Here is a 14,068-nt window from a genome sequence, read left to right as displayed (position 1 = left end):
AAATGGAGAAGAAAGGCAGAGAATCTCTTCTGAAATTGTCACACCGGAGAAAGAAAAATTTTGCAAAATCCTTGGAAAACTTGTAGAATAGTAAAGATGAACGAATAGGAGGTTCCTTGTGTCAAAAAAGGAAATCAATATTAACAATTATAATGATGATGCCATTCAGGTGCTAGAAGGGTTGGATGCGGTCCGTAAACGTCCAGGAATGTATATCGGATCGACCGATGGTGCAGGTCTTCATCACCTCGTCTGGGAAATCGTCGATAATGCTGTCGATGAGGCCTTGTCTGGATTTGGTGACCGTATTGATGTGACCATCAATAAAGATGGGAGTTTGACTGTGCAAGACCACGGACGTGGGATGCCAACTGGAATGCACGCTATGGGAATTCCAACAGTTGAGGTTATCTTCACCATTCTTCACGCCGGAGGGAAATTCGGTCAAGGAGGATACAAAACATCTGGTGGACTTCACGGGGTAGGCTCTTCTGTCGTCAATGCTCTTTCTAGCTGGTTAGAAGTTGAAATCACCCGTGATGGCGCAGTTTACAAGCAACGTTTTGAAAATGGTGGCAAACCTGTCACGACCTTGAATAAAATTGGTACAGCACCTAAGTCTAAAACAGGTACCAAAGTTACCTTCATGCCAGATGCGACGATCTTTTCTACGACAGATTTCAAGTACAATACCATCTCAGAGCGTCTTAATGAATCAGCCTTTCTCTTGAAAAATGTGACCTTGTCTTTGACTGATAAACGAACAGACGAAGCGATTGAATTCCACTATGAAAATGGGGTACAAGACTTTGTTTCTTACCTCAACGAAGACAAGGAGACCTTAACGCCAGTTCTTTACTTTGAAGGGGAAGACAATGGTTTCCAAGTGGAAGTGGCCCTCCAGTACAATGACGGATTTTCAGATAACATTCTATCCTTTGTCAATAACGTTCGCACCAAGGACGGTGGAACGCACGAGACAGGACTCAAGTCCGCTATTACCAAGGTTATGAATGACTATGCGCGTAAGACGGGGCTTCTCAAGGAAAAAGATAAAAACCTTGAAGGTTCAGACTATCGTGAGGGGCTAGCGGCTGTCCTCTCTATTCTAGTCCCTGAAGAACATTTGCAGTTTGAGGGTCAGACCAAGGACAAGCTAGGAAGCCCTCTTGCTCGTCCCGTTGTGGATGGCATTGTGGCGGATAAGTTGACCTTTTTCCTTATGGAAAATGGGGAATTGGCTTCTAACCTCATCCGCAAGGCTATTAAGGCCCGTGATGCTCGTGAAGCGGCACGTAAGGCGCGTGATGAGAGCCGAAATGGGAAGAAAAATAAAAAAGACAAGGGCTTATTATCTGGGAAATTGACCCCAGCCCAGTCCAAGAATCCTGCTAAGAATGAACTCTATCTAGTCGAGGGGGACTCTGCCGGAGGTTCTGCCAAACAAGGTCGTGACCGCAAGTTCCAGGCAATCTTGCCCCTTCGTGGTAAGGTTATCAATACAGCCAAGGCCAAGATGGCGGATATTCTCAAAAATGAAGAAATCAATACCATGATTTATACCATTGGTGCGGGTGTTGGAGCAGACTTCTCCATTGAAGACGCCAACTATGACAAGATCATTATCATGACCGATGCGGATACCGACGGTGCCCATATCCAGACCTTGCTCTTGACATTTTTCTACCGCTACATGCGTCCTCTAGTCGAGGCAGGTCATGTCTATATCGCCCTTCCGCCTCTTTACAAGATGTCAAAAGGAAAAGGCAAGAAAGAAGAAGTGGCCTATGCTTGGACGGATGGAGAACTAGAAGAACTTCGCAAACAGTTCGGTAAAGGTGCAACACTCCAACGCTACAAGGGGCTTGGAGAGATGAATGCGGACCAGCTCTGGGAAACAACTATGAATCCAGAAACCCGTACCCTCATCCGTGTCACCATTGAAGATCTGGCTCGCGCCGAACGCCGCGTCAATGTCCTCATGGGAGACAAGGTCGAACCACGCCGTAAGTGGATTGAGGATAATGTCAAATTTACGCTGGAAGAAGCGACAGTGTTTTAAGTCACTTTTTAATGAATGGGTATCGAAATGAGAACTGAAACAGAAATGCTAGATCTGATTTTACAGATTGCCAAAACTTTACAAGTTAAAGCTGTCGCTATGTCTGGTTCACGGACAAACCCAAAGGCCCCAAAAGATGAATTTCAAGACTATGACGTGGTCTATGTCGTGGACGATTTAGATAATCTGACGAGTGACCTTTCTTGGCTGGACCTGTTTGGGAAGCGCATTATTGAGCAAGAAGTTGGTTTTGGTCATCGCCGTCTATTTCTCATGCTCTTTGAAGATGGCAATCGCATTGATTTGACTCTCTGCCCTAAAGACCACATCCAAGAGTGGGTGGATAGCGAGGCTGGATTCACTGTTTTTGAAGACCCAGAACATTTATTTGAACCCTATTCGCAAAATCTAGAGCGTTACTGGACACCCCCAGCTACTGAAACGAATTTTGTAAAAGCCTGCAATGAGTTCTGGTGGGTGTCGGCCTACGTTGTCAAAGGGATTTGTCGGAATCAGCTCATCTACGCGACCGATCATCTCTATGGCATTTGTCAACAAGAACTCCTGAAAATCTTGGCTTGGCAGGTAGCAAGTGCTAGGGGAAGAGTCGAAATCGGCAAGAACTGCAAGTATCTCTTTAACCATTTGCCAGTTGAAAAAGAGAAGGAGCTATCTAATCTTCTTGATTTTTCCAGTTTAGACAAAATCACTCAGTCTCTATTTGATACGATGCAACTTTTCCACAGAGAAGCTCAAATACTTGCTCAAAAGATGGGCTTTGCCTACGATAAGGAAGTGGCTGAGAAGATGATGAGATACGCTGAGGAGAAACTTCCTAATCACTAAATAATTATGCAACGTATTTTAAACTACAGAAAGGATTGTTTGGTTCCTTAAGGTAACTGAACATGGGACTAATTCCCGTAAAATATCTTTTACTGCATAAAAACCTACTCTACATTCTTTGAAAGGAGTTGAACACGCCCTAAATGCTGGGTGAAAAAGATAAATTCTCTTGTGAGCTTGCTTACTTCAATAATTTTCTATTTTCACTTGGTATTTTACGGGCTCTGTATCCTATATGAGTAACATTCAAAACATGTCCCTTGAGGACATCATGGGAGAGCGCTTTGGTCGCTACTCCAAGTACATTATTCAAGACCGGGCTTTGCCAGATATTCGTGATGGCTTGAAGCCGGTTCAGCGCCGCATTCTTTATTCGATGAATAAGGATGGCAATACCTTTGATAAGAGTTACCGCAAGTCGGCCAAGTCTGTCGGGAACATCATGGGTAATTTTCATCCACACGGTGATTCTTCTATCTATGATGCCATGGTCCGTATGTCACAGGACTGGAAAAATCGTGAGATTCTAGTTGAAATGCACGGTAACAACGGTTCTATGGATGGAGATCCGCCTGCGGCTATGCGTTATACTGAGGCTCGTTTGTCTGAGATTGCTGGTTACCTTCTTCAGGATATCGAGAAGAAGACCGTTCCTTTTGCGTGGAACTTTGACGATACGGAGAAAGAGCCGACAGTCTTGCCAGCAGCCTTTCCAAATCTCTTGGTGAATGGTTCTACTGGTATTTCGGCTGGTTATGCCACAGATATTCCTCCCCATAATTTGGCCGAAGTTATCGATGCGACAGTCTACATGATTGATCATCCAACTGCCAAGGTGGATAAACTCATGGAATTCTTGCCTGGACCAGACTTCCCGACTGGAGGGATTATCCAGGGTCGTGATGAAATCAAGAAGGCCTATGAAACTGGGAAAGGGCGCGTTGTTGTTCGTTCCAAGACTGAGATTGAAAAGCTAAAAGGTGGTAAGGAACAAATTGTTATTACTGAGATTCCTTATGAAATCAACAAGGCCAATCTAGTCAAGAAGATTGATGATGTTCGTGTCAATAGTAAGGTGGCAGGTATTGCTGAGGTTCGCGATGAGTCTGACCGTGACGGTCTTCGTATCGCTATTGAACTTAAGAAAGACGCTAATACAGAGCTCGTTCTCAACTATCTCTTTAAATATACTGACCTGCAAATCAACTACAACTTTAACATGGTGGCGATTGACAATTTCACACCTCGTCAGGTCGGTATTGTCCCAATCTTGTCTAGCTATATTGCCCACCGTCGTGAAGTGATTTTGGCGCGTTCACGCTTTGATAAGGAAAAGGCTGAAAAACGTCTCCATATCGTCGAAGGTTTGATTCGTGTGATTTCAATCTTGGACGAAGTCATTGCGCTTATCCGTGCTTCTGAGAATAAGGCGGATGCCAAGGAAAATCTCAAAGTTAGCTATGATTTTACAGAGGAGCAGGCTGAGGCCATCGTTACCTTGCAATTGTATCGTTTGACCAATACCGATGTGGTTGTCTTACAGGAAGAAGAAGCAGAACTTCGTGAAAAGATTGCCATGCTGGCGGCTATTATCGGGGATGAGCGGACTATGTACAATCTCATGAAGAAAGAACTTCGTGAGGTTAAGAAGAAGTTTGCGACTCCGCGTTTGAGTTCTCTAGAAGACACTGCGAAAGCAATTGAGATTGATACAGCCAGTCTTATCGCCGAGGAAGATACCTACGTCAGCGTGACTAAGGCAGGTTATATCAAGCGTACCAGCCCACGTTCCTTTGCGGCTTCAACGCTGGAAGAAATTGGCAAACGTGATGACGACCGTTTGATTTTTGTTCAATCTGCCAAGACAACCCAGCATCTCTTGATGTTCACGACGCTTGGAAATGTCATTTATCGACCAATCCATGAATTGGCAGACATTCGTTGGAAGGATATCGGTGAGCATCTGAGCCAAACCATTACAAACTTTGAAACTAACGAAGAAATCCTTTATGTGGAAGTAGTGGATCAGTTTGATGATGCGACAACCTACTTTGCTGCGACTCGTCTCGGTCAAATCAAGCGTGTAGAGCGAAAAGAATTCACCCCATGGCGGACCTACAAGTCTAAGTCTGTCAAGTATGCTAAGCTCAAAGATGATACAGACCAGATTGTAGCAGTAGCTCCAATCAAACTAGATGATGTTCTCTTGATCAGCCAAAATGGTTATGCCCTTCGTTTCAATATCGAAGAGGTACCAGTTGTCGGTGCTAAGGCTGCAGGTGTCAAGGCTATGAACCTGAAAGAAGATGATACCCTCCAATCGGCCTTTATCTGTAACACTTCATCCTTCTACCTCTTGACTCAGCGTGGAAGTTTGAAACGTGTTTCTATTGACGAAATTCCAGCAACTAGCCGTGCCAAACGAGGACTACAAGTCTTGCGTGAGTTGAAAAACAAACCGCATCGTGTCTTCTTAGCAGGATCAGTTGCAGAGCAAGGATTTGTTGGTGATCTCTTCAGTACAGAAGTGGAAGAGAACGACCAAACGCTGCTTGTCCAATCGAACAAAGGAACAATCTATGAAAGTCGACTACAAGACTTGAATCTGTCAGAACGCACAAGTAATGGTAGCTTCATCTCTGACACGATTTCGGATGAAGAAGTTTTTGACGCTTATCTTAAAGAAGTATTTACTGAAGCTAAATAAGTGAAATGAAGAATCAGTTCTAAGAGCTGGTTCTTTTTATTGAAGAAATTTTCTGAAAATTACAAAATATACTTGCTATTTTAGAAAAATAGTGTAGAATAAAAGAAATAGGTTTTTAGAATAAGGAGTGGAATATGACAGTAACGATTGATTGGGAAAATCTCGGTTTTTCCTATATGAAATTACCTTATCGCTATATTGCTCATTTTAAAAATGGACAATGGGATCAAGGAGAGCTTACAGAGGATGCAAACTTGCATATTTCAGAGTCTTCTCCAAGTCTTCACTATGGTCAACAAGCATTTGAAGGTTTGAAAGCTTATCGTACTAAGGATGGTAGTGTTCAACTGTTCCGTCCTGATGAAAATGCTAAACGCCTGCAACGGACATGTGACCGTCTCTTGATGCCACAAGTTCCAACAGAAATGTTTGTAGACGCTTGTAAGGCAGTTGTTCGTGCGAATGAAGAATATGTACCTCCATATGGAACAGGTGGAACCTTATATCTTCGCCCTCTTTTGATTGGTGTCGGAGATATTATTGGGGTTAAACCGGCAGAAGAGTACATTTTCACCATCTTTGCTATGCCAGTTGGAAATTACTTTAAGGGTGGATTGGTTCCAACCAACTTCTTGATTCAGGATGAATACGACCGTGCGGCTCCAAATGGTACAGGTGCGGCTAAGGTTGGTGGAAACTATGCTGCAAGTCTCTTGCCAGGGAAATTGGCCAAGTCACGTCATTTCTCAGATGTTATCTATCTAGACCCATCAACTCATACAAAGATTGAAGAAGTCGGCTCAGCTAACTTCTTTGGAATTACAGCTGATAATGAATTTGTAACACCATTGAGTCCTTCTATCTTGCCATCTATTACCAAGTATTCTTTGCTTTATTTGGCAGAACATCGCTTGGGCTTAACTCCTATTGAGGGGGATGTCCCAATTGATAACCTTGACCGTTTTGTAGAGGCAGGTGCCTGTGGTACAGCAGCAGTTATTTCTCCAATTGGTGGAATTCAACACGGTGATGATTTCCATGTATTCTATAGTGAAACAGAAGTTGGCCCTGTGACTCGTAAACTCTATGATGAATTGACTGGTATTCAGTTTGGTGATATTGAAGCGCCAGAAGGTTGGATTGTAAAAGTAGATTAAAATAAACAAAAGGAGATTTTTGATGAAATCGAAAAAGTGGCTCTTAACAGCAGGAGTGGTCCTGAGCACAACAGCTCTTTTAGTGGCTTGTGGAAAAGCTGATAAAGAAGCAGATGCACCGACAACATTTTCATATGTCTATGCAGTAGATCCAGCATCTTTGGACTATAGTATAGCGACTCGTACATCTACAACAGATGTCATCGGGAACGTGGTTGATGGTTTGATGGAAAACGACCAATACGGAAATGTTATTCCTTCCTTGGCTGAAGATTGGTCTGTGTCAAAAGATGGTTTGACTTATACCTATAAACTTCGTAAAGGAGTTAAATGGTACACTTCAGAAGGTGAAGAATACGCAGAAGTAACAGCCCATGACTTTGTAACAGGATTGAAACACGTGGCTGACGGTAAGTCAGACGGTGTCTCTCTCATCCAAAATTCAATCAAGGGATTGGATGCCTACATGACTGGTGAAACTAATGATTTCTCTACAGTTGGTGTCAAGGCCTTGGATGATTACACAGTCGAATATACCCTAAACAAACCAGAAAGCTTCTGGAACTCTAAAGTCACAACAGCAACGATGTTGCCTGTAAATGAAGAGTTTTTGAAGGCATCAGGTAAAGATTATGGAGCAGTTACTCCAGCAGGGATTCTCTACAATGGTCCTTATATCTTGAAGACCTTGACTTCTAAATCGTTGATTGAATACGAGAAAAATCCAAACTACTGGGATAAAGAAAAGGTAAAAATTGAGAAGATTAAATTGACTTACTACGATGGTTCTGATCAGGAATCTTTGATTCGTAGCTTCTCTTCAGGTGCCTATACGACAGCTCGTCTCTTCCCAAGTAGCTCTAACTTTGCTTCAACTTTGGAACAATACGGAGATAAAATTACTTATAGCCCACAGGACTCAAGTAGTTATTACTTCACCTTTAACGTAAATCGTCAGTCATACAATAAAACTGCGAAAACAAGTGAAGAGCAAAAGACTTCTACAAAAGAAGCTATGCTTAATAAGGACTTCCGTCAGGCTATCAACTTTGCCTTCAACCGCCATTCTTATGCTGCCCAGCTAAATGGCGAAGACGGTGCGGACAAGATTATTCGTAACAGCCTCGTTCCAGATAACTTTGTACAAGCAGGTGGTAAGAACTTTGGACAAATCGCCCAAGCAGAGTTGGTGAACTATGGTGACCAATGGAAAGGTGTTGAGCTGGTAGATGGTAAGGATTCTATCTACAACCCTGAGAAGGCTAAAGCAGCATTTGAAAAAGCTAAGAAAGACTTGGAATCTAAAGGGGTAACATTCCCAATTCATTTGGATGTCCCAGTTGAACAGACAGATACCATCGCCGTTCAACAAAGCAACTCTTTCAAACAGTCTATTGAATCAACTCTTGGTGCTGAAAATGTTGTTATCGACGTTCTTCAAATGACAGATAATGAAAAGGAAACAATCACTTCTCAAGCGCGTGTTCCTTCTCAAAAAGACTATGACTTGAATAGTACAGGATGGGCTCCAAGCTATCAAGACCCAGCATCTTACTTGAATATCATGGATCCTAAATCAGGTTCTGCTATGAAGCACCTTGGTATTACTAAAGGGAAAGATAAGGATGTTGTAGCTAAACTTGGTTTGGACCAATATAAGAAATTGTTGGATGATGCGGATTCAGAAACTACAAATCTTGAAGAACGCTATGAAAAATATGCCAAGGCTCAAGCTTGGTTGACAGATAGTTCATTATTGATGCCAACAGCCTCATCTGGTGGTTCCCCGGTTGTAAGTAATGTCGTACCATTCTCAAAACCATACTCACAAGTTGGTATTAAGGGTGACCCATATATCTTTAAAGGGATGAAATTGCAAAAAGATATCGTTACAACAAAAGAATATGAAGAAGCACTGAAAAAATGGCAAAAAGAAAAATTGGAATCAAACGGTAAGTACCAAAAAGAACTAGAAAAACACATTAAATAAGGCAGAAAACTCTATATCAGACTCAGAATGATATAGAGTTTTTTCTTGCTAGTTTTAGGATTTTCTTGTAAAATAGAAAAAGTGAAGAGAGGTATGAAATGAGCAAGAAAGATAAAAAAATTGAAATTCAAGTAGCAGATGCTAAAGTTAATGTAGGAAAAGACAGTTTTGAAGGTTATACATTGACTATCGGTAAAAAAGTTATCGGAGAAATTGCCGAATTAGATGGACAATTTGCGATCATAAAGAATGGGAATGTCGATAGTTTTTATAAAAAATTGGAAAAAGCTGTGGAAATTTTGATTGAAAATTATAATTTAGCAAAATAAGTCTTGTTTTTTTGAAATTTTCATGATATAATAGTCCATGTTGATTGTAGGAGAGATAGCGAAGAGGCTAAACGCGGCGGACTGTAAATCCGCTCCTTCGGGTTCGGGGGTTCGAATCCCTCTCTCTCCATTTCATCAATGGGGTATAGCCAAGCGGTAAGGCAAGGGACTTTGACTCCCTCATGCGTTGGTTCGAATCCAGCTACCCCAGTTCTTAGGTAATAATCAAGATAAAAAGCAAAATATCTTAGGGTATTTTATTTTTATAATTGAAAGACGTGAACGATATGAACATGTTCTTGCGGGTGCTTAGGAAAAAAATTATAAGTATGTCAAGTTTAAGAAAAAACTTGATTGTTGGAGGATTTTTTAGATGAACGAATTTGAAGATTTGCTAAATAGCGTTAGCCAAGTTGAGACTGGTGATGTTGTTAGTGCTGAAGTATTGACAGTTGATGCGACTCAAGCTAACGTTGCAATCTCTGGAACTGGTGTTGAAGGTGTCTTGACTCTTCGCGAATTGACAAACGATCGCGATGCAGATATCAATGACTTTGTTAAAGTAGGAGAAGTATTGGATGTTCTTGTACTTCGTCAAGTAGTTGGTAAAGATACTGATACAGTTACATACCTTGTATCTAAAAAACGCCTTGAAGCTCGCAAAGCATGGGACAAACTTGTTGGTCGCGAAGAAGAAGTTGTTACTGTTAAAGGAACTCGTGCCGTTAAAGGTGGACTTTCAGTAGAATTTGAAGGTGTTCGTGGATTCATCCCAGCTTCAATGTTGGATACTCGTTTCGTACGTAACACTGAGCGTTTTGTAGGTCAAGAATTTGATGCTAAAATCAAAGAAGTTGACGCTAAAGAAAACCGCTTCATCCTTTCACGTCGTGAAGTTGTTGAAGCAGCTACAGCAGCAGCTCGTGCTGAAGTATTCGGTAAATTGGCTGTTGGTGATGTTGTAACTGGTAAAGTTGCACGTATCACAAGCTTCGGTGCTTTCATCGACCTTGGTGGTGTTGACGGATTGGTTCACTTGACTGAATTGTCACATGAACGTAACGTTTCACCAAAATCAGTTGTAACTGTTGGTGAAGAAATTGAAGTGAAAATCCTTGATCTTAACGAAGAAGAAGGACGTGTATCACTTTCACTTAAAGCAACAACACCTGGACCATGGGATGGCGTTGAGCAAAAATTGGCTAAAGGTGATGTAGTAGAAGGAACAGTTAAACGTTTGACTGACTTCGGTGCATTTGTTGAAGTATTGCCAGGTATCGATGGACTTGTTCACGTATCACAAATTTCACACAAACGTATTGAAAATCCAAAAGAAGCTCTTAAAGTTGGTCAAGAAGTTCAAGTTAAAGTTCTTGAAGTTAACGCAGATGCAGAGCGCGTATCACTTTCTATCAAAGCTCTTGAAGAGCGTCCAGCTCAAGAAGAAGGACAAAAAGAAGAAAAACGTGCTGCTCGTCCACGTCGTCCAAAACGTCAAGAAAAACGTGATTTCGAACTTCCAGAAACACAAACAGGATTCTCAATGGCTGACTTGTTCGGTGATATCGAACTTTAATCAAATTGAAAATTCACAAAATCCTTTGTTTACTAAACAAGGGATTTTTCTTTTGTCTGTAAGCCTTTTTTGATATAATAGTCCTATGTTAGAATCAGAAAAAAAATCACGTTATCAAATGTTAAATGAGGAGCTCTCTTTTTTATTGGAAGGCGAAAACAATGTTTTGGCTAATCTTTCCAACGCCAGTGCTCTTTTAAAATCGCACTTTCCTAATACTGTATTTGCAGGCTTTTATTTATTCGATGGAAAGGAATTGGTTTTAGGTCCCTTCCAAGGTGGTGTTTCCTGCATCCGTATTGCGCTAGGCAAGGGTGTTTGTGGTGAGGCAGCTCATTTTCAGGAAACCGTTGTTGTTGGAGATGTAACGACTTATCCCAACTATATTTCTTGTGATAGTCGAGCTAAAAGTGAAATTGTTGTTCCGATGGTTAAGAATGGTCAATTACTTGGAGTTCTAGATCTTGATTCTTCAGAGATTGATGATTATGATGCTATGGATCGAGATTATTTGGAACAATTTGTCGCTATTTTGCTTGAAATGACAGAATGGGACTTTACAATGTTTGAGGAGAAAGCCTAATGTATCAAGCACTTTATCGAAAATATAGAAGTCAAAACTTCTCCCAGTTGGTTGGACAGGAAGTTGTGGCTAAGACTCTTAAACAAGCAGTGGAGCAAGAGAAAATAAGTCATGCTTATCTTTTTTCTGGTCCACGGGGAACGGGAAAAACCAGTGTAGCCAAGATTTTTGCCAAAGCTATGAACTGTCCAAATCAAGTGGGTGGTGAACCTTGTAATAACTGCTATATTTGTCAAGCAGTGACAGATGGTAGTTTAGAAGATGTCATTGAAATGGATGCTGCCTCTAATAACGGGGTGGATGAAATCCGTGAAATTCGTGATAAATCTACCTATGCGCCTAGCCTTGCTCGTTATAAGGTTTATATCATAGATGAGGTTCACATGCTGTCTACAGGAGCTTTTAATGCCCTCCTAAAGACGCTGGAAGAGCCAACACAGAATGTGGTCTTTATTTTGGCCACTACTGAATTGCACAAAATTCCTGCTACGATTCTATCCCGTGTGCAACGTTTTGAGTTTAAATCGATTAAGACACAGGACATTAAGGAACATATCCACTATATCTTAGAAAAAGAAAATATCAGTTCTGAACCAGAGGCTGTGGAAATCATTGCCAGACGTGCTGAAGGTGGAATGCGAGATGCCTTGTCTATTTTGGATCAAGCCCTGAGTTTGACACAGGGAAACGAGCTGACGACTGCCATCTCTGAAGAAATTACTGGGACAATTAGTCTATCAGCCTTGGATGATTATGTGGCTGCCTTGTCTCAACAGGATGTTCCAAAGGCCCTAGCATGCTTGAATCTTCTTTTTGACAATGGTAAGAGCATGACTCGTTTTGTGACCGACCTTTTGCACTATTTAAGAGATTTGTTAATTGTTCAAACAGGTGGAGAAAACACTCATCATAGTCCAGTTTTTGTAGAAAATTTGGCACTTCCTCAGGAAAATCTGTTTGAAATGATTCGCTTGGCGACAGCCAGTTTAGCAGATATTAAGTCTAGTTTGCAGCCCAAGATTTATGCTGAGATGATGACCATCCGTTTAGCGGAGGTTAATCCTGAACTGTCTCTTTCAGGGGCGGTTGAAAGTGAAATTTCTGCACTGAGACAGGAAATTGCCCGTCTCAAACAAGAACTCGCCAATGTGGGAACTGTAGTCAAGCCAACAAGTACAGTACCTACCCGCCCAGCAGCAGGCAAAACAGTCTATCGTGTGGATCGCAATAAGGTTCAATCTATCTTACAAGAGGCCGTTGAAAATCCTGATTTAGCACGTCAAAATCTGATTCGCTTGCAGAATGCCTGGGGAGAGGTAATTGAAAGTCTAGGAGGCCCTGATAAGGCTCTGCTAGTTGGTTCTCAACCGGTTGCGGCCAATGAACACCATGCTATTCTTGCTTTTGAGTCTAACTTCAATGCTGGTCAAACCATGAAACGAGATAATCTCAACACCATGTTTGGCAATATCCTCAGTCAGGCAGCAGGTTTTTCACCCGAGATTTTAGCTATTTCCATGGAGGAATGGAAAGAAGTTCGCGCAGCCTTTTCAGCCAAAGCCAAATCTTCTCAAACTGAAAAAGAAGTAGAAGAAAGTCTGATTCCAGAAGGATTTGAATTTTTGGCTGATAAAGTGAAGGTAGAGGAAGACTAAAGAAAGATTTCATGATACAATAAGTTTATGAATAGACAACAATTTATTATCATCGCGCTGTTTACAGCTGCTGAGACCTATTTTTTCAATGAAGCCTGGATGACTGGTCGCTATATTATGGCAGCCTTTTGGGCTATTTTGCTCTTTAGAAATTTCCGAGTTAGTTACTTGATGGGCAAGATTGTAGATGTCATTGACCAGCATTTAAAAGGAAAAGACTAGTCCTCAGCTTCTAGACAAAATCAAAGCCTTTTAGGCTTTTTTTTGTTATACTATAAAAGTATATTTATTGACCTTTTACCGTATTTTCTAGGGAAATCAAGTATGTTTCCAGTAAGCACTGTAAAGGCCTTGAAAAAGAAAGGAACTATCATGTCAGTATTAGAGATCAAAGATCTTCACGTTGAGATTGAAGGAAAAGAAATTTTAAAAGGGGTTAACCTGACCCTGAAAACAGGAGAAATCGCCGCTATCATGGGACCAAATGGTACTGGTAAATCGACTCTTTCTGCCGCTATCATGGGAAATCCAAACTATGAAGTTACCAAAGGTGAAGTCTTGTTTGATGGCGTAAACATCCTTGAGTTGGAAGTGGACGAGCGTGCGCGTATGGGACTTTTTCTTGCTATGCAATACCCATCAGAAATTCCTGGAATTACCAATGCTGAGTTTCTTCGTGCAGCTATGAATGCTGGTAAAGAAGACGATGAGAAGATTTCAGTTCGTGAGTTTATCACTAAACTCGACGAGAAGATGGAATTGCTCAACATGAAAGAAGAAATGGCTGAGCGTTACCTCAACGAAGGTTTCTCTGGTGGTGAGAAAAAACGTAATGAGATTCTTCAACTTTTGATGTTGGAGCCAACATTTGCCCTTTTGGATGAGATTGACTCTGGTCTTGATATTGACGCTCTTAAAGTTGTTTCTAAGGGTGTTAATGCCATGCGTGGTGAAGGCTTTGGTGCTATGATTATCACTCACTACCAACGTCTTTTGAACTACATCACACCAGACGTGGTACACGTGATGATGGAAGGGCGTGTTGTCCTTTCAGGTGGTCCAGAATTGGCTGCACGTTTGGAACGTGAAGGATACGCAAAACTAGCTGAAGAACTTGGCTACGACTACAAGGAAGAATTGTAATTCCCTCGTATCTTTTAGGA

At 41.5% G+C, this 14,068-nt stretch carries 11 protein-coding genes and 2 tRNA genes; all 13 read left to right on the top strand.

Going from position 1 to position 14,068, the window contains the following annotated elements; all coding sequences use genetic code 11:
- Nucleotides 1-118: 118 nt before the first annotated feature.
- Nucleotides 119-2,062: a DNA topoisomerase IV subunit B gene (gene parE, locus O3664_RS03245; protein ID WP_049499555.1), complete on the top strand. Its 1,944-nt coding sequence runs from the start codon at nucleotides 119-121 to the stop codon at nucleotides 2,060-2,062.
- A gap of 27 nt (nucleotides 2,063-2,089) precedes the next feature.
- Complete coding sequence (locus tag O3664_RS03240) at nucleotides 2,090-2,908, top strand: aminoglycoside 6-adenylyltransferase (RefSeq protein ID WP_371613628.1); 819 nt, start codon at nucleotides 2,090-2,092, stop codon at nucleotides 2,906-2,908.
- A 235-nt stretch (nucleotides 2,909-3,143) separates the two neighbouring features.
- Nucleotides 3,144-5,615, top strand: coding sequence for a DNA topoisomerase IV subunit A (gene parC, locus O3664_RS03235; protein ID WP_020902932.1), 2,472 nt, complete (start codon nucleotides 3,144-3,146; stop codon nucleotides 5,613-5,615).
- 134 nt (nucleotides 5,616-5,749) lie between these two features.
- A complete protein-coding gene (locus tag O3664_RS03230; protein WP_000218997.1) occupies nucleotides 5,750-6,772 on the top strand; it encodes a branched-chain amino acid aminotransferase in 1,023 nt (340 codons plus the stop codon).
- Nucleotides 6,773-6,794: 22 nt separating this feature from the next.
- A complete protein-coding gene (locus tag O3664_RS03225) occupies nucleotides 6,795-8,762 on the top strand; it encodes a peptide ABC transporter substrate-binding protein (RefSeq protein ID WP_371613627.1) in 1,968 nt (655 codons plus the stop codon).
- A 98-nt stretch (nucleotides 8,763-8,860) separates the two neighbouring features.
- Complete coding sequence (locus tag O3664_RS03220) at nucleotides 8,861-9,091, top strand: DUF2969 domain-containing protein (protein ID WP_000037113.1); 231 nt, start codon at nucleotides 8,861-8,863, stop codon at nucleotides 9,089-9,091.
- 49 nt (nucleotides 9,092-9,140) lie between these two features.
- A tRNA-Tyr gene (locus O3664_RS03215) sits at nucleotides 9,141-9,221 on the top strand.
- A 9-nt stretch (nucleotides 9,222-9,230) separates the two neighbouring features.
- Nucleotides 9,231-9,302, top strand: a tRNA-Gln gene (locus tag O3664_RS03210).
- 162 nt (nucleotides 9,303-9,464) lie between these two features.
- Nucleotides 9,465-10,667: a 30S ribosomal protein S1 gene (gene rpsA / locus O3664_RS03205; protein WP_001001631.1), complete on the top strand. Its 1,203-nt coding sequence runs from the start codon at nucleotides 9,465-9,467 to the stop codon at nucleotides 10,665-10,667.
- An 85-nt stretch (nucleotides 10,668-10,752) separates the two neighbouring features.
- Entirely contained in the window at nucleotides 10,753-11,250 is a 498-nt protein-coding gene (locus tag O3664_RS03200) for a GAF domain-containing protein (protein ID WP_084888354.1), read from the top strand.
- On the top strand, nucleotides 11,250-12,905 hold the full coding sequence (dnaX, locus tag O3664_RS03195; RefSeq protein WP_371613626.1) for a DNA polymerase III subunit gamma/tau: 1,656 nt from the start codon (nucleotides 11,250-11,252) through the stop codon (nucleotides 12,903-12,905). Before O3664_RS03200 ends, dnaX begins: the two co-directional genes overlap by 1 nt.
- Before the next feature lie 27 nt (nucleotides 12,906-12,932).
- Nucleotides 12,933-13,127, top strand: coding sequence for a DUF3272 domain-containing protein (locus O3664_RS03190; RefSeq protein ID WP_001081602.1), 195 nt, complete (start codon nucleotides 12,933-12,935; stop codon nucleotides 13,125-13,127).
- Nucleotides 13,128-13,277: 150 nt separating this feature from the next.
- Nucleotides 13,278-14,048, top strand: a complete 771-nt coding sequence (gene sufC, locus O3664_RS03185; RefSeq protein WP_000114489.1) for a Fe-S cluster assembly ATPase SufC — start codon at nucleotides 13,278-13,280, stop codon at nucleotides 14,046-14,048.
- Nucleotides 14,049-14,068 lie beyond the last annotated feature (20 nt).

This window comes from Streptococcus sp. 27098_8_109, assembly GCF_041432295.1.
Lineage (GTDB): Bacteria > Bacillota > Bacilli > Lactobacillales > Streptococcaceae > Streptococcus.
This window is presented reverse-complemented; position numbering and strand designations above follow the sequence as displayed.

Bases quoted from the DNA above. Each gene is read 5' to 3' on its own strand.
- O3664_RS03240 (WP_371613628.1), top strand. From the start codon at position 2,090: ATGAGAACTGAAACAGAAATGCTAGATCTGATTTTACAGATTGCCAAA.
- parC (WP_020902932.1), top strand. From the start codon at position 3,144: ATGAGTAACATTCAAAACATGTCCCTTGAGGACATCATGGGAGAGCGC.
- O3664_RS03230 (WP_000218997.1), top strand. From the start codon at position 5,750: ATGACAGTAACGATTGATTGGGAAAATCTCGGTTTTTCCTATATGAAA.
- O3664_RS03225 (WP_371613627.1), top strand. From the start codon at position 6,795: ATGAAATCGAAAAAGTGGCTCTTAACAGCAGGAGTGGTCCTGAGCACA.
- O3664_RS03220 (WP_000037113.1), top strand. From the start codon at position 8,861: ATGAGCAAGAAAGATAAAAAAATTGAAATTCAAGTAGCAGATGCTAAA.
- rpsA (WP_001001631.1), top strand. From the start codon at position 9,465: ATGAACGAATTTGAAGATTTGCTAAATAGCGTTAGCCAAGTTGAGACT.
- O3664_RS03200 (WP_084888354.1), top strand. From the start codon at position 10,753: ATGTTAGAATCAGAAAAAAAATCACGTTATCAAATGTTAAATGAGGAG.
- dnaX (WP_371613626.1), top strand. From the start codon at position 11,250: ATGTATCAAGCACTTTATCGAAAATATAGAAGTCAAAACTTCTCCCAG.
- O3664_RS03190 (WP_001081602.1), top strand. From the start codon at position 12,933: ATGAATAGACAACAATTTATTATCATCGCGCTGTTTACAGCTGCTGAG.
- sufC (WP_000114489.1), top strand. From the start codon at position 13,278: ATGTCAGTATTAGAGATCAAAGATCTTCACGTTGAGATTGAAGGAAAA.